The organism is Streptomyces sp. AC550_RSS872 (assembly GCF_019049285.1).
Taxonomy (GTDB): Bacteria; Actinomycetota; Actinomycetes; order Streptomycetales; family Streptomycetaceae; genus Streptomyces.
The window spans coordinates 474,676-496,316 of the sequence record NZ_JAGMUL010000026.1 but is presented as its reverse complement, the minus strand read 5'-3'; the positions used below and the strand labels follow the sequence as shown (position 1 = coordinate 496,316).

At 70.2% G+C, this 21,641-nt stretch carries 17 protein-coding genes; 3 read left to right on the top strand and 14 right to left on the bottom strand.

Annotation, left to right across the window (positions count from 1 at the left end; all coding sequences use genetic code 11):
* From KUM44_RS13880 to KUM44_RS13870, 3 genes are all read right to left on the bottom strand, one after another.
* Window positions 1-642: aminotransferase class I/II-fold pyridoxal phosphate-dependent enzyme (locus KUM44_RS13880; protein WP_217208125.1), on the bottom strand; the 642-nt coding region annotated here is incomplete at its 3' end.
* Window positions 639-1,076, bottom strand: a complete 438-nt coding sequence (gene gcvH / locus KUM44_RS13875) for a glycine cleavage system protein GcvH (protein WP_254389430.1) — start codon at window positions 1,074-1,076, stop codon at window positions 639-641. The genes KUM44_RS13880 and gcvH, both read right to left, overlap by 4 nt.
* On the bottom strand, window positions 1,073-2,254 hold the full coding sequence (locus KUM44_RS13870; protein ID WP_217208124.1) for an NAD(P)/FAD-dependent oxidoreductase: 1,182 nt from the start codon (window positions 2,252-2,254) through the stop codon (window positions 1,073-1,075). The genes gcvH and KUM44_RS13870 overlap by 4 nt, the downstream gene beginning before the upstream one ends.
* A 209-nt stretch (window positions 2,255-2,463) precedes the next feature.
* Here KUM44_RS13870 and KUM44_RS13865 point away from each other — a divergent pair, with 209 nt between their 5' ends.
* Both KUM44_RS13865 and KUM44_RS13860 read left to right on the top strand, forming a co-directional pair.
* Window positions 2,464-2,601 carry a hypothetical protein gene (locus KUM44_RS13865; RefSeq protein WP_374202033.1) on the top strand — a complete coding sequence of 46 codons (138 nt, stop codon included), beginning with the start codon at window positions 2,464-2,466 and terminating at the stop codon, window positions 2,599-2,601.
* Between the two features lie 100 nt (window positions 2,602-2,701).
* Window positions 2,702-3,499, top strand: a complete 798-nt coding sequence (locus KUM44_RS13860) for an IclR family transcriptional regulator (protein ID WP_217208123.1) — start codon at window positions 2,702-2,704, stop codon at window positions 3,497-3,499.
* Between the two features lie 113 nt (window positions 3,500-3,612).
* Here KUM44_RS13860 and KUM44_RS13855 read toward each other — a convergent pair whose 3' ends face one another.
* From KUM44_RS13855 to KUM44_RS13815, 9 genes are all read right to left on the bottom strand, one after another.
* A complete protein-coding gene (locus KUM44_RS13855; protein WP_217208122.1) occupies window positions 3,613-4,215 on the bottom strand; it encodes a sarcosine oxidase subunit gamma in 603 nt (200 codons plus the stop codon).
* A complete protein-coding gene (locus tag KUM44_RS13850; protein ID WP_217208121.1) occupies window positions 4,208-7,450 on the bottom strand; it encodes a sarcosine oxidase subunit alpha family protein in 3,243 nt (1,080 codons plus the stop codon). Before KUM44_RS13850 ends, KUM44_RS13855 begins: the two co-directional genes overlap by 8 nt.
* Window positions 7,451-7,462: 12 nt before the next feature.
* Window positions 7,463-8,695 (bottom strand): sarcosine oxidase subunit beta family protein, encoded by a 1,233-nt coding sequence (locus KUM44_RS13845; RefSeq protein WP_217208120.1) that lies wholly within the window; start codon window positions 8,693-8,695, stop codon window positions 7,463-7,465.
* A gap of 37 nt (window positions 8,696-8,732) precedes the next feature.
* Window positions 8,733-9,593, bottom strand: a complete 861-nt coding sequence (locus KUM44_RS13840) for a bifunctional methylenetetrahydrofolate dehydrogenase/methenyltetrahydrofolate cyclohydrolase (protein WP_217208119.1) — start codon at window positions 9,591-9,593, stop codon at window positions 8,733-8,735.
* 144 nt (window positions 9,594-9,737) lie between these two features.
* Entirely contained in the window at window positions 9,738-12,176 is a 2,439-nt protein-coding gene (locus tag KUM44_RS13835; RefSeq protein WP_217208118.1) for an FAD-dependent oxidoreductase, read from the bottom strand.
* Between the two features lie 182 nt (window positions 12,177-12,358).
* Window positions 12,359-13,336, bottom strand: a complete 978-nt coding sequence (locus KUM44_RS13830) for an ABC transporter substrate-binding protein (protein WP_217208117.1) — start codon at window positions 13,334-13,336, stop codon at window positions 12,359-12,361.
* A 13-nt stretch (window positions 13,337-13,349) separates the two neighbouring features.
* Window positions 13,350-15,368, bottom strand: a complete 2,019-nt coding sequence (locus tag KUM44_RS13825) for a proline/glycine betaine ABC transporter permease (protein WP_217208116.1) — start codon at window positions 15,366-15,368, stop codon at window positions 13,350-13,352.
* A complete protein-coding gene (locus KUM44_RS13820; protein ID WP_217208115.1) occupies window positions 15,368-16,453 on the bottom strand; it encodes a glycine betaine/L-proline ABC transporter ATP-binding protein in 1,086 nt (361 codons plus the stop codon). Before KUM44_RS13820 ends, KUM44_RS13825 begins: the two co-directional genes overlap by 1 nt.
* 20 nt (window positions 16,454-16,473) lie before the next feature.
* Window positions 16,474-17,943 (bottom strand): aldehyde dehydrogenase family protein, encoded by a 1,470-nt coding sequence (locus KUM44_RS13815; RefSeq protein ID WP_217208114.1) that lies wholly within the window; start codon window positions 17,941-17,943, stop codon window positions 16,474-16,476.
* 219 nt (window positions 17,944-18,162) lie between these two features.
* Here KUM44_RS13815 and purU point away from each other — a divergent pair, with 219 nt between their 5' ends.
* Complete coding sequence (gene purU / locus KUM44_RS13810; protein WP_217208113.1) at window positions 18,163-19,035, top strand: formyltetrahydrofolate deformylase; 873 nt, start codon at window positions 18,163-18,165, stop codon at window positions 19,033-19,035.
* 50 nt (window positions 19,036-19,085) lie between these two features.
* Here the strand turns inward: purU and KUM44_RS13805 are convergent, their stop codons facing one another.
* On the bottom strand, window positions 19,086-19,922 hold the full coding sequence (locus KUM44_RS13805) for a methylenetetrahydrofolate reductase (RefSeq protein WP_217208112.1): 837 nt from the start codon (window positions 19,920-19,922) through the stop codon (window positions 19,086-19,088).
* 3 nt (window positions 19,923-19,925) lie between these two features.
* Window positions 19,926-21,596: a choline dehydrogenase gene (gene betA, locus KUM44_RS13800; protein WP_217208111.1), complete on the bottom strand. Its 1,671-nt coding sequence runs from the start codon at window positions 21,594-21,596 to the stop codon at window positions 19,926-19,928.
* Window positions 21,597-21,641 lie beyond the last annotated feature (45 nt).

The window sequence follows — 21,641 nt, the reverse complement described above, 5'->3', positions numbered from 1 at the left end:
GTGCAGGCCCGCCGCGACCAGACCGGCGAAGTGGGCCATGTCGACCCACAGGTACGCCTCGACCTCGTCGGCGATCCGCCGGAACTCGGCGAAGTCCAACTGCCGCGGGTACGCCGACCAGCCGGCGATGATCACCTTCGGCCGGTGCTCCTTCGCCAGCCGCTCCAGCTCCGCCATGTCGACCAGACCGGTGGCGGAGTCCACGTGGTACGGAACCACCTTGAACTGCTTGCCCGAGAAATTGATCTTCATCCCGTGGGTGAGGTGGCCGCCGTGGGCCAGGTCCAGGCCGAGGATGGTGTCGCCGGGCTGGGCCAGCGCGAACAGGGCGGCCTGGTTCGCGGAGGCGCCGGAGTGGGGTTGCACATTCGCATACTCGGCGCCGAACAGCTCCTTGACCCGGTCGATGGCGATCTGCTCGGCGACGTCGACGTGCTCGCAGCCCCCGTAATAGCGGCGGCCCGGGTAGCCCTCGGCGTACTTGTTGGTCAGGACCGAACCCTGCGCCTCCAACACGGCGACGGGCGCGAAGTTCTCGGAGGCGATCATCTCCAGGGTCGACTGCTGGCGCTCCAGCTCGGCGTCGACCGCGGCGGCCACTTCCGGGTCGAGCGCGTGCAGGGGCTGGTTGAACAGGGTCATCGGCGGTCTCCTCGGGTGTGTACACAGTGGGCGGCGTAGGCATCGGCGGACAGCGCGCCGGCGATGTTCTCGACCCGTAGCCGGAACAGCCAGCCGCCGGTGTAGGGGGCGGCGTTGACGACGCCGGGGTCGTCGGTCAGCGCGGTGTTGACTTCGAGGACACGGCCCGACGCGGGGGCGTACAGGCCGCTGACGGCTGTCCGGGACTCGATCGCGCCGCAGCTCTCCCCCGCCTCGACCCAGGTACCGACTTCGGGCAGCCGGAGGTGGACGACGTCGCCGAGGGCCTGCGCCGCGAAGGCGGTTATGCCGACGGTCGCGTTGCCCTCGTCGACGATCAGCCACTCGTGGTCCCAGGTGTAACGCAGATGCCGCGGGATGCTCAGGGCGGTCTCCCGCCTGGGCTGCGGGGGGAGTTGAGGCGGGGCGCTCATGAGACGGTGGCCGCTGCGGCGGGGACGAGGGTGCGGCGGAGCCGGTTGAAGAACTTCGGCTGGTTGAGGGAGAGCACGGCGACAGGGGTGCCCTCACGCCGGTAGACGGCCGTGAAGGTGCGGCTGTCGACATCGCCCTCGACGACCTCGGGCTCGGCGCCGGGGGCGACGTGCCCGGCGACCTGGATGCGCACTCGGTACTGGTCGGACCAGAAGTACGGCGCGGTGAGCGGCGCGGGGGCCGACACGCCGGTCAGCAGTGTGCGGGCGGCCGCCCTCGCCTGCTCGGTGGCGTTGCTCCAGTGCTCGATGCGGGCGTGCCGTCCGGTGAACGGGTTGGGGCAGCGGGCGACATCACCGACGGCGACCACCCCCGGGAGACCGGTCGAGCATCCGGCGTCGCACACCACACCGTCGTCCACCTGCACGCCGGAACCGGCGAGCCAGTCGGTGTGGGGCCGGACGCCCACCCCGACCACGACGACGTCGGCGGGCAGCAGACGTCCGTCCGCCAGGCGTACGCCCGTGACCCGGCCCTCGCCGACGAGTTCCGCCACGCCGGTTCCGCACAGCAGGCGAACCCCGTGATCGCTGTGGAGCGAGGAGCACACGAGCCCCATCTCGCGCCCGAGTTGGCGCTCCAGCGGTACGTCGAGCGCCTCGACGACGGTGACATGGAGCCCGAGCCGACGGGCGGTGGACGCCACCTCGGCGCCGATGAAGCCGGCGCCGATGACGACGACCCGGGGCAGGCCGTCGAGCAGTTCGGCGCGCAGGGCCTGGGCGTCGTCCAGGGTGCGCAGGGTGTGGACGCCGGCCAGTCCGTCCATGCCGGGGAGCATGCGAGGACCGGCGCCGGTCGCGACGACGACTCCGTCGGTGCGCACATGCCGTCCGCCGCTCAGGGCGACGGTGCGGGCCACGGGGTCGAGCCGGACCGCTCGCTCACCGAGCAGCCACTGGACGTCCAGGACCTCGTACTCGTCCGCGTCGCCCAGCGCGAGCGCGGCCGCGTCGACGTCCCCCTTGAGGAAGCCCTTGGACAGCGGGGGACGGTCGTAGGGAGCGTGGCGCTCGTCCCCCACCACGACGATCTCACCGTCATAGCCCTCCGCGCGCAACGCACGGACCGTGCTCAGTCCTGCCAGCGACGCTCCGACGACGGTGATGCTCCTCATGCCGACTCCAGACGAGGTTGTGACTCCAGACGAGGTTGTCTCACATGGCACAACGACGATCGTTATACGCAACATGCTTTCCGCGCGGTGCGGGCGCTGTCAAGGGACCGGTCGTACATCAATTTCAGATGCCGCTCGGGGTTGCGCGATTCGCAACCCCTGCGGGCGGGAGCCCCTCTGGCCCGATCACCGAGCAGGACGTCGTCCGCGTGGACCACTCGCGCGACCTCGACGAACTGGTCACCATCGACCGTGACGTCGAGGCACAGGTCCTCGCCCGCTCCGTCGAGGGGCACAGCGCGAGCCGTGCACTGGCGAACGGGAACTGCACAGCGGTCTTCCGCTGACGGGACGGGCCGTGCGACCATGCGGCGGCCGGGCGCCGCCCCGCCCCTGGCCTCCACGGCCCCTTGCGAAACCCTTGATGCCCCATGCGATAGTTGCGCTATGAACAACTACACGGCAGAGAGCGCAACAACCGCTCCCGCGGTGAACGGGGTTCAGTCCGTGGACCGTGCCGTCAGCGTCCTGGAGATCCTCGCCCAGCGCGGCGAGGCGGGCGTCAGCGAGGTCGCGGCCGAGATCGACGTGCACAAGTCGACCGCGTTCCGTCTGCTCGGGGCGCTGGAGGCGCGCGGTCTGGTCGAGCAGACGGCCGAACGGGGCAAGTACCGGCTCGGCTTCGGGCTCGTTCGCCTGGCAGGCGCGGTCACGGACCGTCTCGACATCACCCAGCAGGGCCGTCCGGTGTGCGAGCGCCTCAGCGAGGAGATCGGCGAGACCGTCAACATCGCGGTCCTCCAGGAGCACTTCGCCGTCAACCTCTACCAGGTGCGCGGCCCGGGCGCGGTCGGCACGCACAACTGGGTCGGCCAACTCACCCCGGTGTACGCCACGTCGAGCGGCAAGGTCCTGCTGGCCCATCTGACGGAGCAGGAGCGAGCAAGCGTGCTCGCCGACTCGGAGATGCGGAAGCTGACACCGCACACGCTGACGACCAGGACGAGGCTGGAGAAGAACCTCGCCGAGGCACGGGAGCGCGGATACGCGGTGGCGCTGGAGGAACTCGAGATCGGACTGCACGCCGTCGCGGCGCCGATCCGGTCGCGCGACGGCGAGGTCGTCGCCGCGCTCAGCGCCTCCGGCCCCACCTACCGCTTCACCGAGGAGCACATCCACGAGATCGCACCCGTGCTGATCGCCGGCGCCGACGAGATCAGCCGCCGCATGGCCTCTCTGGGCTGAGCGAAGTGGCCCACCCCCGGGCGGAGTCCGGGGAAGGGCTCGGTGCACGAAGCCCTGTGGGAGCCCCTCGACGAGCTCCCACAGGGGCGACCGGACAGGCCCGCCGGCCCTTCTCAGACGTACTCGGTCGCCGCGTCGAGCAACCAGTCCGCCAGATAGCCGGCGAACGACGAACGGACCAGCACCCAGAACCCGGCCCTGGCATCGTCGCGGGCGACCAGGACGACCTGGGTGCGGCCCAGTGTCGTCTGGGCGCAGCGTCCGGGGCCGAAGACCCGCGGATGCAGGTCCAGCGAACAGCCGTGGGCCAGCAGGTCACGGGCGTGCGGGCCCGTGACGAGGAGCGTGGTGCGCTGGGCGGAGACGTCGGTGACCGAGACCGGCTCGTCACCCGCGGCCTCCCGGATCCGGCTCTCCAGATCCCGTTCGGTCCCCGGCGGTCCCACCAGGAGCCACTCGTCAGGACCGAGCCACAGCACGGTCGACTCCCCCGCGCGTACGCAGGTGTTCGGCTGGAGGGGCAGTTGGAGGTCCAGGGCCAGCCCGACGGCCTCGGCCGCCGCCCCCTTGGCGTCGAGCCGTACGTTCAGCTGGGCCAGGAAGGGCATTTCGGCCAGCCGGATCGCACCCCCGGATGCGCGCGTCGCGGCGGTCAGGCGATCCGCGACGTGCGACAGGGGGCTGCGGAGCGGTGCGTTAAGCGCGGTCTCAGCCATCGCGGCGGGCTCCCTCGGGGTCGTAGAGGACAGGGCCGGCGACGGTCACCGGTACCAGTTGGCCGCCGATGGGGGCGTAGAGCCGCTCGCCGATACGGTCCCGGCCGCCCTTGATCAGGGCGAGCGCGAACGTCCGGCCGAGGGCCGCGCTGCGGTAGCTGGAGGTGACGTGGCCGAGCATGGGGACCGGCGGGGCCGGCAGCACACCGTCGGCGACCAGGTGGGTGCCCTCCGGGAGGAGGGTGCCCGGGTCGTCGGGGAGAAGGCCGACCAGGTGCTTGCGGTCGGGGCGGACGGTGTCGGCACGGGCGTGGGAGCGTTTGCCGATGAAGTCCGGCTTCTTCTTCGACACCACCCAGCTCATGCCGAGGTCCTGGGGCGTGACCGTGCCGTCGGTGTCCTGGCCGATGATCGGGTAGCCCTTCTCGGCGCGCAGGACGTGCATGGTCTCCGTGCCGTACGGGGTGATGCCGTACAGGGCGCCGGCCTCGTACACCGCCCCCCACAGGGCGAGGGCCCGCCACGGTGACACGTTGATCTCGTAGGCGAGTTCGCCGGAGAAACTGATCCGGCAGACCCGGGCCTCGATGCCGGCGACGGTCGTCTCCCGCCAGGCCATGAACGGGAAGTCCTCGTTGGCTACGGCCAGTTGGGGCGCGAGCGAGGCGAGGACCTCGCGGGACTTGGGACCGACCAGGGCGACCGTGGCCCACTGCTCGGTCACGGAGGTGCAGTGGACCTTCAGCTCGGGCCACTCGGTCTGGTGCCACTCCTCCATCCAGTCGAGAACGGCGGCGGCGTTGCCCGTCGTCGTGGTGACCAGGAAGCGCTCCGGGGCGACGCGGATGACCGTGCCGTCGTCGAAGACCATGCCGTCCGGGCGGCACATGACGCCGTAGCGGATCATGCCGACCTTCAGGGTGCTCATCATGTTGGTGTAGAGCCGGTCGAGGAAGACGCCGGCGTCCGGGCCCTGGACGTCGATCTTGCCGAGGGTGGAGGCGTCCATGAAGCCGACGCTCTCGCGGGTCGCCCGGCACTCGCGCAGTACGGCGGCCTCCATGTCCTCGCCGTCCTGCGGGTAGTACCAGGGGCGCTTCCACTGGCCGACGTTCTCGAACAGGGCGCCGTGCGCGACATGCCACTCGTGGATGGCGGTCGTGCGGACCGGGTCGCTCAGCGTGCCTCGGTCGCGGCCCGCGAGGGCGGCGAAGGAGACCGGGGTGTACGGCGGGCGGAACGTGGTCGTGCCGAGCGCCGAGATGTCCACGCCGAGCAGTTCGGCGACGATGCCGCTGGCCAGGACCCCGGAGGTCTTGCCCTGGTCGTTGGCGGTGCCGGCCGTGGTGTAGCGCTTGGTGTGCTCGACCGAGCGCAGACCGGCGCCGGTCGCGCGGGCCAGGTCGTCGACGGTGACGTCACGCTGGAGGTCGACGAACGCGGAGCCGCCCGAGGTGCCCGGCACGACGTACACGTGCATCGGCGGCGTCCGCCGCGGCTGCGCGGGCACCTCGGGCAGCCGCGGTGCCTCGGGCGTGTAGCCCTCGGCCTCGACGGCGCGGGCACCGGCGGCCGCGCCCTGTGCCAGGACGGTGGCCGCATCGAGGGCACCGCTCGCGCTGCCGACGACCTCGACCGCCTGACGGGTGGTGTCGGGGACGAAGGAGCCCAGCGTGTCGTCGTGGCGGAGCTTGCCGCCCGACTGGCTGAACAGGTGCGCCACCGGATTCCAGCCGCCGGAGACCAGCAGCAGGTCGGCGGCGAACTCCCGTCGTCCCGTGGACTCCCCGTAAGGGGCGACGGTCACGGCGGTGAGGCGCGGGGCGCCCTCCGTGCCGGTGACGGCGTGGCCGGAGAGGACTTCGATGCCGGCCGCCCTCGCACGCTCGGCCCACTCCCCCGGTTCGGGGCGCGTGTCGACGATCGCCGTGACGGCCAGGCCGGCCGCGGTGAGGTCCAGCGCTGCCGCGTAGGCGCTGTCGTTGGTGGTGAAGACGACCGCGTGACGGCCGGGCAGGACGCCGTGGCGGTTGACGTAGGTGCGGGCCGAGGCGGCCAGCATCACTCCGGGTCGGTCGTTGTCCGCGAAGGCCAGGGAACGCTCGTGGGCGCCGGTGGCGAGGACGACGCGGTGGGCTCGGATGCGCCAGACGCGTTCACGGGAGACGTTCTCGGGGGCCGCGGCGCCGAGGTGGTTGGTGCGGCGTTCGACGGCGAGCAGGTGGTTGTCGTCGTAGTAGCCGAAGACGGTTGTGCGGGGCAGGACGCGGACCTCGGGGGCGGCTTGGAGCTGACTGGTGATCTCCTGCACCCAGTCGAGGTGTTCGGCCGTGCCAAGGAGGCTGCCGCCGGGTTCCGGCTGGTCGTCGGCGAGGATGACGCGGGCGCCGCTTCTCGCTGCGGCCGCCGCTGCCGCGAGGCCGGCCGGGCCTGCGCCGACGATCAGCAGGTCGCAGTGGGCGTGCAGAGCGTCGTAGCGGGCGGGGTCCGGGGTGGTGGCAAGGCGGCCCTGGCCGGGGAGGCCGGTCGCGACCAGGCCGTCGTAGAGTTCGACGGTCGTCGCGGGGAGCATGGGTTCCGGGAAGGGCTCCTCGATCTGGATGACCGCGTTGGGCTCTTCGACGCCGGCGGAGAAGATGCCTCGGGGGCGGCCGAGCTTGATGCTGGTGCCGGTCTGGATGACGCCGTTCGCGAGGAGGGCGGAGGCGAGGGTGTCGCCTCGGAAGCCTCGGTATTCGGTGCCGTCGAAGGTGAAGGTGAGGGGGGTGTCGCGGTCGATTCGGCCGCGGGTCGCGTGGCGGAACGGCTGGGTTGCCTCGCCCCCGCCGCCCCTACCCGTCCCCTCCTCAAGGGGCTCCGCCCCTTCCACCCCGCTGGGGGCTGCGCCCCCAGACCCCGCTTCGGCCTGAACGGCCTCGTCCTCAAACGCCGGACGGGCTGAGACAGCCTGCCTCGGCTCAAGCGTTGCCGGGCGTTCCTCTCCCGTCCTGTACACCGTCAGGATCTCGTTCGTCGAGGTGTCCCGTACCGCGTTGAACCAGCGGCGGCAGCCCGCCGCGTGGCTCCAGCGCTCGGCGAAGGGGCCCTTGGTGTTGTCGCGGAAGAAGAGGTAGCGGGCCCACTCCTGGTCGGAGAGGGACGCCGGGTCCTCCGGGTAGGGAACGTGGGCCTGGCCGCCGTAGTGGAACTCGGCCTCGTCACGGGGCCCGCACCACGGGCAGGGGATGAGCAGCATGGGTTCGGCTCCCTAGTGGGCCACCGCGGCAGCGCCGTGCTCGTCGACGAGCGCGCCGGTGGTGAAACGGTCGAGCGAGAAGGGGGCGTTGAGAGGGTGAGGGGTGTCGTGGGCGATGGTGTGGGCGTAGACCCAGCCGACGCCGGGGGTGGCCTTGAAGCCGCCGGTGCCCCAGCCGCAGTTGAGGTAGAGGTTGTCGACCGGGCTGAGTCCGATGATCGGTGAGGCGTCGGGGCTGACGTCGACGATGCCGCCCCAGGTACGCAGCACGTGGGCGCGGGCGAAGACCGGGAAGAGCTCCAGGGCCGCCGCCATCTGGTCCTCGATGATGTGGAAGGCGCCACGCTGGGTGTAGGAGTTGTACGAGTCGATGCCCGCGCCCATGACCAGCTCGCCCTTGTGGGCCTGGCTGACGTACACATGGACGGCGTTGGACATGACGACCGTGGGGTGGATCGGTTCAAGGAGTTCCGAGACCAGCGCCTGCAACGGGTGGCTCTGCACCGGGAGTTCGATACCCGCCATGGCGGCGAGGACCGAGGTGTGGCCCGCCGAGCAGAGCGCCACCTTGCCGGCCGCGATGGGGCCCAGGTTCGTCTGGACTCCGACCACCCGACCACCGACCACGTCCAGGCCCGTGACCTCGCAGTTCTGGATGATGTCGACACCCGCCGCGTCCGCCGAGCGGGCCAGGCCCCACGCCACGTGGTCGTGCTTGGCGATGCCCGCGCGCGGCTGGTAGGTGGCGCCCAGGACCGGGTAGCGCACGTCCTCGGAGATGTTGACGATCGGGCAGACTTCCTTGACACCGTCCGCGTCGAGCCACTCCGCGTCCACGCCGTTGAGGCGGTTCGCCTCCACTCGGCGCACGCTGTCGCGGACGTCCTGGAGGCTGTGGGCGAGGTTCAGCACGCCTCGCTGGGAGAAGAGGATCGGGTAGTCGAGCTCCTCCGCCAGGCCCTCCCAGAGCTTGAGGGCGTGCTCGTAGATGCCGGCGCTCTCGTCCCAGAGGTAGTTGGAGCGGATGATCGTGGTGTTGCGGGCCATGTTCCCGCCCCCGAGCCAGCCCTTCTCCAGCACGGCGACGTTCGTGATGCCGTGGTTCTTCGCCAGGTAGTGGGCGGTGGCCAGGCCGTGGCCGCCACCTCCGACGACGATCACGTCGTACGAACGCTTCGGCTCCGGCGTACGCCACAGCCAGTCGGGGTGGTCGGGGAGTGCGGCGCCGGGGGTGCGGGGGCTCATCGGACGGCTCCGTCCGCGTGGCGCGACAGGGACTGGTTCATACGGTGTTCGCGTTCCTCTCAGCGGCCTCGACGACGTTCGCGAGGAGCATCGCCCGCGTCATGGGGCCCACCCCGCCGGGCATCGGCGCGAGCCGGCCGGCGACCTGGGCGACGTCCGGGTGGATGTCGCCGACCAGGCCGCTTTCGGTGCGGGTGATGCCCACGTCCAGGACGGCCGCGCCCGGGCGGAGCATGTCGGGGGTGATCAGTGCGGGTGAGCCGGCGGCGGCGATGACGATGTCCGCCTCGCGTACGTGCCAGGCCAGGCCCTTGGTACCGGTGTGGCAGAGGGTGACGGTGGCGTTCTCGGAGCGCCGGGTCAGCAGCAGGCCGATGGGGCGGCCGACCGTGATGCCCCGGCCGATCACGCACACTCGCGCCCCGGCCAGGGGGACCTCGTAGCGCCGCAGGAGTTCGACGATGCCGCGCGGGGTGCAGGGCAGCGGCGCCTCTTCGCCGAGTACGAGTCGGCCGAGGTTGACGGGGTGCAGTCCGTCGGCGTCCTTGGCCGGGTCCATGCGTTCCAGTACGGCGCCCGTGTCCAGGTGGCGCGGGAGCGGCAGTTGGACGATGTAGCCGGTGCAGGCCGGGTCGGCGTTGAGTTCGTCGATCGTCTCCTCGACCTGCTGCTGGGAGGCGTCGGCGGGCAGGTCCCGGCGGATGGAGGCGATGCCGACCTGGGCGCAGTCGCGGTGCTTCCCGGCGACGTAGGCACGGCTGCCGGGGTCGTCGCCGACGAGAACGGTGCCGAGGCCGGGCGGGCGGCCGGTGAGGGCGGTCAACTTGGACGCTCGCTCGGTGAGTTCGCGACGGATGTCAGCGGCGGTCGCTTTGCCGTCGAGGAGTTGCGCGGTCACAGGGGGCTCCTTCCAACAGGGCTGGGCGAACGCCCTGGGGGCGCGGGGCTGTATCCGATGTGCGGCTCCGCGGCGTGGGCGCGACCAGCCACGACGTAGCCGCACACGGACGACGCCATGTCGCGGCCCCTTCCTCGCAGCCGCTCAGCCACGGAGGCGGGACATCGTGGGGTCGAACAGCGGCTCCTCGGCCACGACCGCCTCGACGCGCTGGTCGAAGTAGCCGATCCGCACGGTCGTGCCGGGAGCGGCGAGCTCGGCGGGGAGCCACGCGTACGCGATGCCCTTGCCGATCGTGTAGCCGTACGCGGCGCTGGTGACATAGCCGACCGCACGGTCGCCGTCGTACACCGGCTCCTTGCCCAGGACGACCGACTGCGGGTCGTCGATGGTGAGGCAGGTCAGCCTGCGCCGCACGTTCTCCTTGCGGAGCAACAGCGCGGCCTTGCCGATGAAGTCCTCCTTGTCGAGCTTGACGGCGAAGCCGACGCCGGCCTCGTAGGGGTCGTGCTCGTAGGTCATGTCGGTGCCGAAGGAGCGGTACCCCTTTTCCAGACGGAGGCTGTTGAAGGCGCCGCGGCCGGCGATGACTCCGCCGAGGGGCCCCGCCGCCTGCCAGAGGATGTCCCACAGTTTCTGGCCCTGGTCGGCGGTGGTGTACAGCTCCCAGCCGAGCTCGCCGACGTAGGACAGCCGCATCGCCGTGACCGGGACGCTGCCGATGTAGGCGCGCTTGGCGCGGAAGTACTTGAGGCCGTCCTTGGAGAAGTCCTCGTCCGTCAGGGGCTGGAGGACCTTGCGGGCCAGCGGGCCCCACAGGCCGATGCAGCAGGTGCCGGGGGTGATGTCGCGGACCTGGACCGTGCCGTCGGCGGGGAGGTGGCGGGTGAACCAGTCGAGGTCCAGATTGCCGTTGGCGCCGACCTGGAAGACGTCGCGGGCCAGGCGGGCGACGGTGATGTCGCTGCGGATGCCTCCGTCGTGGTCCAGGAGCAGGGTGTACGTGACCGAGCCGACGGACTTGGCGACCTTGCCGGTGCACAGACGCTCCAGGAAGTCGGCGGCCCCGAGGCCGCTCACCTCCAGGCGCTTGAGGGCCGTCATGTCGTACATCGCCACGGTCTCGCGGGTGACCTGCGCCTCGGCGCCGACGACGGGCGACCAGAACCGGGCGGCCCAGTCGTTCGGGGTGGGGATGGAACGGCCTTCGAGCAGGCGGGCGTTGGCCTCGTACCACTGCGGGCGCTCCCAGCCGCTCGCCTCCAGGAAGAAGGCGCCGTGCTCCTGCTGGCGGGCGTGGAAGGGGCTGGTGCGGATCGGGCGCGGGTCCCCGGACGGCTGGAGGGGGTGAAGGATGTCGTAGACCTCGACGAAGTTCTGGCAGTCGCGGGCCAGGACGTACTCCGGGGCCAGCTGGTGCGGCTCGAAACGGTTGACGTCGCACTCGTGCAGGTCGAAGGACGAGCAGTGTCCGTCGACCAGCCATTCGGCCATGGCCCGGCCCACGCCCGCGGAGTGCGTGACCCAGACGGCCTCGGCGACCCAGAAGCCCTTGACGTCCGGGGACTCGCCGAGCAGCGGGAAGTTGTCGGTGGTGAAGGAGAACAGGCCGTTGATGCCCTCCTCGACCTTGGCCTCCTGCGTCGCGGGGAGCAGGGACTGGGTCGCGGCCCAGGCCGGCTCGAAGTCCTCCTCGGTGAACTTCAGGATCGACGGCATCTCGTCGGCCTCGTCCACGGAGAGGATGTCGTCGGCGGAGATCGGCATGGGGCGGTGGCCGTAGTAGCCGATGCCGAGGCCGTCGAAGCGGTCGCGGTAGTAGAGGTCGGCGTCCTGGTGGCGCAGGATCGGCCGGACCGCCTCCTCCGTCTGGCCGGCCAGGGCCGGGACGGGGCCGGTCCAGGCGAGCTGGTGGGCCAACGGGGTCAGCGGGAGGTTCATGCCGACCATGCGGGCGATCTTCGGACCCCAGATGCCGGCGCAGCACACCACGATGTCGGCTTCCAGATCGCCCTGGTCGGTGCGGACCCCGGTCACCTCGCCGTCGGCCCGTAGGACGTCGAGGACCTCGTGGCGGGCGAGGAAGCGTACGCCGCGCTCGGTGGCCCGGCGGATCTGTGCCTCGACGGCGAGGACCGCCTTGGCGAGGCCGTCGGTCGGGACGAGGAGGCCGCCGAGGACCTTGTCACGGTTGACCAGCGGGTGCTTCTCGACGCACTCGTCGGCGGTCAGGATCCGGGACTCGATGCCCCAGGCGGTGATCCAGCCGTGCCGGCGGTGCAGTTCGGCGAGGCGCTCCGGCGTGGTCGCCACCTCCAGCCCGCCGACCTGGAGGAAGCAGGGCTTGCCGTCGACGTCGAGGGAGCAGAACTTCTCGACGGTGTAGCGGGCCAGTTCCGTCATGGTCTTCGAGGAGTTCGTCTGGAAGACCAGGCCGGGCGCGTGCGAGGTCGAGCCTCCGGTGGCCGGGAGCGGCCCCTGGTCGACCACGGTCACCTCGGTCCAGCCCCGCGCCGAGATCTCGTCCGCGAGCGCCGCTCCGACGACCCCCGCCCCGATGATGACCACACGCGGTCCCGCCATCGCCGCACCTCCCGTTGAGTTGCTTTGTACGCAACGTGACTCAGGTTGCGCAACTCAATGTGCCTGTCGTGCAGGTGGGTGTCAAGAGGTCCGCGGACCCCGCGGAACGGCCTGGAAAAACAGGAATGCCCGGTGGGCGGTGCACGTCTGCGCACACCGCCCACCGGGCATCCGTGAGGGGTCTACTTGATCCAGGCCTCCACCTTGTCGCGGTTGGCGTCGACCCACTTCTTGGCCGCCGCCTCGGGGGTCATCCTGTCCACCGCGATGTACTTGGCCACGGCGTTCTGGTCCTCGTTGCTCCAGGTGAAGTTCTTCACCAGGTCATAGGCCGGGCTGCCCGACTTGGCGAACTTCGCGCTGACTATCTTGTCCAGCTTGTACACGGGGTAGTCGCAGTTCACCTTCTCCGCGTCGGCGTCGCAGCCCGCCTTGTACTCCGGCAGCTTGACCTTCTTGAGCGGCACCTCGGACATGAACCACTGTGGCTCGTAGAAGTAGCCGATCACCCATTCCTTGTCCTTCTCCGCCTTGCGGAAGGCCTGGATGAGTGCGGTCTCGCTGCCCGCGTACACGACCTTGTAGTCCAGCTTGAGGTTCTTCACCAGGGCTTCGTCGTTGGTGACGAACGACGGGTCGCCGTCGAGGAGCTGGCCCTTGCCGCCGGACTCGGACGTCTTGAACTCGGCCGCGTACTTGTCGAGGTTGTTCCAGTCGAGGATGTCCGGGTGCGCCTTGGCCAGCCACGGCGGGACGTACCAGCCGATGAGTCCTTCGTTGCCGGTCGGACCGGCGTCGACGGCGGTCTTCTGGTCGGTGATGTACTTCTTCTTCAGGTCGTCGTGACCCCAGTTCTCGACGACCGCGTCGACCTCGCCGGTCCCGAAGCCCTGCCAGGCGATCTCTTCCTTCAGGTCCTTCTTGGTGACCTTGCAGCCGAGGTCGTTCTCCGCGACGTACGCGATGACCGCCGCGTTGGCCTCGTAGCCCACCCACGGGTTGACCGCGAGGTTGAAGGCGCCGCACTTGCCGGAGCTGCCCGAGCCGCCGGCCTCCGAGGTGCTGTCACCGACCTTCGCACCGCCGCAGGCGGTGAGGGTGAGGCCGAGGACCGCCATGCCGGCCACGCCGACTCTCCACTGTCTTGCTTGCCTTGCCATGGTCAGTTGCTCCTTACGCGCCGGCACGTCGCGCCGCTGCCTGAGTGATCCGGTCGAACATGACTCCGAGAAGGACGATGGCGAGCCCCGCGGCGAGCCCCTTCCCGTACAGCTGTCCCTGCGAGAAGCCGGCCACGACGTCGTAGCCGAGGGCGCCTGCCCCCACCAGGCCGCCCACCACAACCATCGACAGCACGTAGATCAGACCCTGGTTGGTGGCCAGGGTCAGAGCGCCACGTGCCATCGGCAGCTGGACCTTGGTGATGATCTGCCAGGTGTTGCACCCGGCCGAGGTGGCCGCCTCCACGGTGGTGGCGGGCACGTTCCGTACCCCGTCCGCGATGATCTTCATGGCGACGGGAGCCGCGTAGACGACCGCGGCGACGATCGCCGTGAAGCGTGTCGCGCCGAACAGCGCGAGGAACGGCACGAGATAGACGAACGGCGGCATGACCTGCGCCGCGTCCAGGCTCGGCCGCAGCAGCCGGTCCACGAGCGCGCTGCGTCCCATCCACACGCCGAAGACGATGCCGAGCACCAGCACGAGCACCGTGGCGACGACGGTCGACGCCAGCGTCGTCATGCTGTCCGACCACACCCCGGTGCCGACCAGCAGGCTCACGCACACGGCCGTGGTGAGGCCGGCCCGCCATCCTCCGAGGACGACGCCGAGCCCGATCAGGGCGGCGCCGACGAGCCACCACGGGGAGTCGGTGAGCAGCGTCTGGAACGGGTTGAGCAGGCCGTTGGTGATGGCGTCGCGGAAGGCGTTGGTGAGGCCGGACAGGTTGTCCTGCGCCCAGGTGGTCACGCTGTCCGCCCCGCTGGAGATGGCGCTGCCCACACCTGCATCGCCGGGGAACTCGGCCGCCCACACATAGGTGTGGGAGAGGTAGACGAGGACCGCGGCGAGGGCCCCGCCCGCACCGAGCAGGGGGCGGCGCCAGGTCAGGAGCCGGTTCTTCGAGCGCCGGGCCGCCTCCTCGCGGCCGCTCGCCGCGGTGGCGACGCGGTCGAGCACGATGGCCATGACGACGATCGCGAGACCGGCGTTGAAGGCGGTGCCGACGTCGAGCGACTGGAGGGCCTGGACGACGGTCTTGCCGAGGCCGGGCGCGTCGATCAGGGCCGCGATGGTCACCATGGCCAGGGCGGCCATGATCGTCTGGTTCACACCCATCACCACGGTCCGCTTCGACATCGGCAGCAGGACCTTCATGAGGGACTGCCGTCGCGTGGCACCCAGCGAGTCGGCCGCCTCGACCGTGGTCTGCGGCACGGAGCGGATGGCGTGCGCGGTGATGCGGATCGTCGGCGGCGCCGCGTAGATCAGGGTGGCGATGGTGGCGGAGGCCGGGCCGATCTGGAAGAACAGGGTCAGCGGTGCCAGGTAGACGAAGGTCGGCATGGTCTGCATGAGGTCCAGGAAGGGCGTCACGACCCGGTTGAACCGGTCCGACAGCCCCGCCCACACGCCCAGCGGGATCGCGAACAGCAGCGCCACGAACACCGCGGAGACGGTCAGCGCCAGGGTGTCCATGCTCTCCTGCCACAGGCCCTGAAGGCCGAGGAAGGTGAAACCGGCCACCGCGAGGAGCGCGACCCGCCAGTTGCCCACGGCCCAGGAGACATAGCCGGCGATGCCGACGACACCGAGCCAGCCGATCTGCGGGAGGGGACGGTCGGCGGACGGCTGCGAGATCAGCTCCTGTACGAAGGTCACCAGGGAGTCGATGACCAGGCGGATCTCGTTGAAGAAGTACAGGAAGAGCGGGTTGGAGTTGCGGTTGGCGCCGATCGAGTCGTTGACGTCGTTGAACCACCGGTGCAGATCGGTCAGGTCCGCCGCCCCCAGGGCGAGGGTCTGCTTGCCGCGCAGTACGGCGAAGAGCACCAGCCAGACGACGAGGATCGCGGCCACGACCATGGACCGGCTGACCTTGCGCACGCGCTGGACGGAAGCGGTCTGCGCCGCGTCCCGGGACTCTTCCGGTCTCTGCGGCTTCTCCGTCTTCTCCACGGCGACGGTCATCACACGCCGCCTTCCTGCCCGGCGACCACGGCGAGAATCTCCTCGTCGCCGACGATGCCGAGGAGTTTGCCGTTCTCGACGACCTTGACCGGCCTGTCGGCCGCGAGCACCGCCCGCGTGGCCTCCTTCACCACGACGTCCGGGCCCAGCTCGGGACCGTCCAGGGCGTCGCCGTCGGCCGGCGGACGCATGATCCAGCGCAGGGTCAGCACATCGCCGCGCGGCACGTCCTTGACGAACTCGCGGACGTAGTCGTCCGCCGGCGCACCGACGAGTTCGTCGCCGGTGCCGCACTGGACCATCTTGCCGTCGCGCATGATGAGGATGCGGTCGCCCAGCTTGAGGGCCTCGGAGAGGTCGTGGGTGATGAACACCATGGTCTTGCCGACCTCGTGGTGCAGGCGGATGACCTCGTTCTGCATGTCGCGGCGGATCAGCGGGTCGAGCGCGGAGAACGGTTCGTCGAAGAACAGCACGTCGGGGTCGCCGGCCAATGCCCGGGCGAGGCCCACGCGTTGCTGCATGCCGCCGGAGAGCTGGTCGGGGTAGGAGTTCTCGTAGCCCGCGAGGCCGACCAGTTCGACGACCTCCTGGGCCCTCCTGGTGCGCTCGGCCCTGCTCATGCCCCGGATCTCCAGCCCGAACGCCACGTTGTCGACGACGCGGCGGTGGGGCAGCAGACCGAAGTGCTGGAAGACCATGGAGAACTTGCGGCGCCGCAGGTCGCGCAGGCGGCCCGGGTCCGCCTGGCGGATGTCCTCGCCCTCGAAGACGATCTCGCCCGCGGTGGGCTCGATCAGCCGGGTGAGACATCGCACCAGAGTGGACTTGCCGGAGCCGGACAGGCCCATGACGACGAAGACCTCGCCGGGCGAGACGTCGAAGTGGACGTCGCGCACGGCGGCGGTGCATCCGGTGCGGTCCATGAGCTCGCGACGGGTGAGCCCGCACAACTCCTCGGAGTCCGGGACCTGGTCGGCCTTCGGCCCGAACACCTTCCACAGCCTGCGCACGGATATGACCGGGGTGGAGCCCGAGTCCTGGGGCGTGCCGCGCCGCTGCGGCACCTCGGTCTGTGTGGTCACGTTCGACCTTCTTTCGGCGTTCAGCCGCGGAACCAGTGCTGCGGCCGGGGTTGGATGTTCTGCCAGATGTGTTTGGGCTCTCGGTACTCGTTCAGGCCGGTCGGTCCCAGCTCCCGGCCCACTCCCGAATGCCCGAAGCCACCCCATTCCGCTTGCGGCACATAGGGGTGGTAGTCGTTGATCCACACCGTGCCGTGGCGCAGCCGCCGCGCGACCCGCTGAGCCTTGCCCGCGTCCTGCGTCCACACGGCTCCGGCGAGTCCGTACTCGGTGTCGTTGGCGATGCGTACGGCGTCGTCCTCGTCGGTGAAACGCTCCACGGTGAGCACGGGCCCGAAGGACTCCTCGTGCACCACCCGCATGTCCTGCCGGCACTCGTCGAGCACGGTGGGCAGGTAGTAGTGGCCGTCTGCCAGCGCGGGATCGTCGGGCCGTGCACCGCCGCAGCGCAGTACGGCTCCCTCGGCGAGGCCCGCGGCGACGTATGCCTCGACCTTCTCCCGGTGCTGTGCGGAGATCAGCGCTCCGGTCTCCGCCCGGGGGTCGAAGGGCCCGCCGAGACGGATCCGCCGGGCGCGGCGAACGACCTCGTCGACGAAGCGGTCGTGGAGGGAGTCCTCGACGATCAGCCGCGCGCCCGCCGAGCAGACCTGTCCCGAGTGCAGGAAGACGGCCGTGAGGGCGAAGTCCACGGCCGTCTCGAAGTCGGCGTCGGCGAAGACGACGTTGGGGTTCTTGCCGCCGAGCTCCAGGGCGACCTTCTTCACGGTCGCGGCGGCGGTGGCCATGATCCGCTTGCCGGTCTCCAGACCACCGGTGAAGGAGACCATGTCCACGGCCGGGTGCTCGGAGAGTGGTGCGCCCGCCTCGGGGCCGGCGCCCAGGACGAGGTTGGCGGCGCCGGCCGGGAGTCCGGCCTCCTCCAGTGCCTTCATCAGCAGGATCGAGGTGGAGGGGGTGAGTTCACTCGGTTTCAGGACGATCGTGTTGCCGGCCAGGAGCGCCGGGGCCACCTTCCAACTTGCTTGCAGCAGGGGGTAGTTCCAGGGCGTGATCAGCCCGCACACACCGACCGGCTCGTACCCGACGCGGCTGACGGCGTCGTCGCGGCCGGTGTCGATCACCCGGCCGGCGTCGGTGCCCCCGAGGCCACCGTAGTAGCGGAAGCAGGAGACGACGTCGGCGATGTCGTACTCGCTCTCCACCAGCCGCTTGCCGGTGTCCAGGGACTCGGCGCGGGCGAACTCCTTGGCGTCGCGCTCGATGATCCCGGCGGTGCGCAGCAGCAGCGTGCCGCGCTCCCGCTCGGAGGTGCCCGGCCAGGGGCCCTCGTCGAAGGCTCGGCGGGCCGCGGTGATCGCGGCCTCGGTGTCGGGGCGGGTCGCTTCCGCGACGGTCGCCACGAGCGCGCCGTCAGCGGGACACCGGATGTCCCGGTGTCCACCGGCCACCGGGTCCCGCCATTCGCCATCCACGTACAGGTCTGCCACGCGCCGAGCCTTTCCACAGAAATTCGTTGCGCATCGTGCACCCGATTGCTTGTGGTGGAACACCCTGGCGAATGTCCGGACAGACGTCAAGAGGACGGCCGATGACGATTTCACCATGCCCCGCATTTCCCGCCCGCCCTTGACCCCGGGCGACACCGAGCCGACCATGTTGCGTATCGCTCACCATGTTGTGCAATGCGCACCAGCGGAGGCCCGCCCATGTCCCCTCGCCCGCAACCTGGCCGTGAGTACGTCCTCACCCTCTCCTGTCCGGACAGCGCCGGACTGGTTCACGCCGTGAGCGGCTTTCTCGTCAGGAACTCCGGCAACATCCTGGAAAGCCAGCAGTTCGACGACCGACTTCAGGGCCGCTTCTTCATGCGCGTCCACTTCGACGTTTCCGACCCCAACACCCGTCTGGAACAACTGCGTTACCGTTTCGGTCCCGTGGCCCAGGCCTACGGCATCTCCTGGACCCTGAGCGAGGCGGCCACCCCGACCCGCACGCTGATCATGGTGTCCAGGTTCGGCCACTGCCTCAACGACCTGCTCTTCCGCCGGCGTACCGGCGCCCTCAACATCGAGATCCCCGCGATCGTCTCCAACCACCGTGACTTCGAGAAGCTGGCGGACACCTACGGCATCCCCTTCCACCACATCCCGGTGACCAAGGACAGCAAGCCGGAAGCCGAGGCACGGCTCCTCGAGCTCGTGAGCGAGCTGGACGTCGACCTGGTGGTGCTCGCCCGCTACATGCAGATCCTCTCCGACGACCTGTGCAAGCAGCTGGAGGGCCGCGCGATCAACATCCACCACTCCTTCCTCCCCAGTTTCAAGGGAGCCCGCCCGTACGAGCAGGCCTACCAGCGCGGAGTGAAGCTCGTCGGGGCGACGGCGCACTATGTGACGCCGGACCTGGACGAGGGCCAGATCATCGAACAGGACGTGGTCAGGGTCGATCACTCCCTCGACCCAGGAGAGCTGGTCACGGTCGGGCGGGACGTGGAGGCGCAGGTGCTCGCGCACGCGGTGAAGTGGCACAGCGAGAGCCGGGTGATGGTGGACGGCAACCGCACGGTGGTCTTCCGCTGAACCGCACGGCGGCGGGGCGGGACCGGGGTTCCGGTCCCGCCTCTTCGCGTTCAGCCGCCGAGCCGGTCCAGCAGCGCACGGCGCCACCGCTCCGTCTCGGCGATCTGGTTGAACGTGAACAGATGCAGCCCGGCCACCCCCGCCTCGGGATCCGTGAGAGCTTCCTCGGCGCGGCCCAGCAGCTTCTCGGGGGCGTAGCCCCCAGGGGCCGCGAGACGCACGAACCACGAGGCGTGCTTCGCCAGGAAGCGCGTCGACTCCCCCACCCCGATCTTCGTGGCCATCGCCAGCAGCTTCGCCCGCTGCACGGGCCCCGCGACGCCCACATGGACCGGCAGGGTGATGCCCCGGCGTCGTATACGAGCGATCCACTCCCCCAGCACCCGCGGGTCGAAGCAGAGGTTGCTCACGAGGTACGTGGCGTGCTCGCGCTTGTCCCACATCGCCTGGACGGTGACGTCGTCGTGGATGCGGGGGTGGCTCTCGGGATAGCCGGTGACGCCGATGTGCGCGAAGGGGCTGCCCAGCTCGGTCAGCCTGCGCAGCACGGGCAGCGCCCCGTCGTACACCCCGGCGGGCGGGTCGGCGTCGCCGGCCGGGACGAAGACGTCGTCCACGCCCGCCTCGCACAGCCGGCCCGTCACCTCCTTCAGGTGCAGGTCGTCCCGCAGCAGCCGCGCCGGCACATGCGGGACGACCCGGTAGCCGTGCCCCGCGAGGCGGGTGGCGAGATCGAGGGTCGGCTCCAGGCCCTTGACCGGCGACGCCGTCACCGTGACGACGACGTCGCGCGGGACATGGGCGAGGACCTTGTCCTCGGTCGACTTCGCGGGCAGCACCTCATAGCGGACGCTGTCCAGCAGCGCCCGGAGTCCTGCGGCGCCCAACGCCTACTCCGCCTGCTTCTGGACGTCGCGGTGGCGGTAGTACACGGCCTTCGACGGCGCCTGCGGTTCCTTGCCCAGGATCAGATCGGCCGCCTTCTCGGCGATCATCATCACGGGCGCGTAGATGTTGCCGTTGGTGACATAGGGCATGACGGAGGCGTCCACCACCCGCAGGCCGTCCAGCCCGTGCACCCGCATGTCGGCCGGGTCGACGACGGCCATCTCGTCGGTGCCCATCTTGCAGGTGCAGGACGGATGCAGCGCGGTCTCCCCCTCCTTCGCCACCCAGGCGAGGATCTCCTCGTCCGTGTCCACCTCGGGGCCGGGCGAGACCTCCCCGCCGTTGTAGGGGGCGAGCGCGGGCTGGTTGAGGAGCCGGCGGGCCACGCGGATCGCCTCGACCCATTCGCGGCGGTCCTGCTCGGTGGAGAGGTAGTTGAAGCGCAATGCCGGGTGCTCGCGCGGGTCCTTGCTCTTGATCTTCACCGAGCCGATCGCGTCGGAGTACATCGGCCCCACGTGCACCTGGTAGCCATGGCCGCCGGCCGGTGAGGAGCCGTCGTAGCGGACCGCGACCGGCAGGAAGTGGAACATCAGGTTGGGGTAGTCGACGTCCTCGTTGCTGCGGGCGAAGCCGCCGGCCTCGAAGTGGTTGGTGGCCGCCGGGCCCTTCCGGAACAGCCACTGGAGCCCGATGAAGGGAGCGCGCCACTTCGCCATGTACGGCTGCATGGAGACGGGCTGCTTGCAGGCGTACTGGACGTAGACCTCCAGATGGTCCTGCATGTTCTCGCCGACGCCCGGGAGGTCGTGGACGACGTCGATGCCGAGGGCGCGCAGTTCCCCGGCATTGCCGACGCCGGAGAGTTGCAGCAGCTGGGGGGAGTTGATGGCGCCGCCGCAGAGGATGACCTCCCTGGCACGGACCTGCTGGAGCGCTCCCCGGCCGCGCTGGAACTCGACGCCGACGGCGCGCTTGCCCTCGAACAGGACGCGGGTGACGAGGGCGCGGGTCCGGACGGTGAGGTTCGACCGCTTCATCGCGGGCTTGAGGTACGCCTTCGAGGCGGAGAGTCGACGTCCGCGATGGACGTTCCGGTCGAACTTGGCGAAACCCTCCTGGCGATAGCCGTTGACGTCATCGGTCGGCGCGTAGCCCGCTTCCTGAGTGGCCTTGAGGAAGGCGCCGAAGAGGGGATTGGTGGCCGGGCCGCGTTCGAGGACGAGGGGGCCGTCGTGGCCGCGGAACTCGTCGTCCGGGTCGGCCGCCAGACAGTTCTCCATACGCCGGAAGTACGGCAGACAGTGGGCGTAGTCCCAGGTCTCCATGCCCGGGTCGGCCGCCCAGCGCTCGTAGTCCATGGGGTTGCCGCGCTGGAAGATCATGCCGTTGATGCTGCTGGAGCCGCCGAGCACCTTGCCGCGCGCGTGGTAGACGCGTCGGCCGCCCATGTGGGGCTCCGGCTCGGACTCGTACTTCCAGTCGTAGAACCGGCTGCCGATGGGGTAGGTCAGCGCCGCGGGCATATGGATGAAGACGTCCCACGGATAGTCCGACCGGCCCGCCTCCAGGACCAGCACGCGGTTCGCGGGGTCCGCCGAGAGTCTGTTCGCCAGTGCACTGCCGGCGGACCCGCCACCGACGATGACGAAGTCGTACTGCTGGGGAGCCATGGTGCCTCGTCTCGCTCGCGCCGTCGATACGCGAGGCATGCTAGA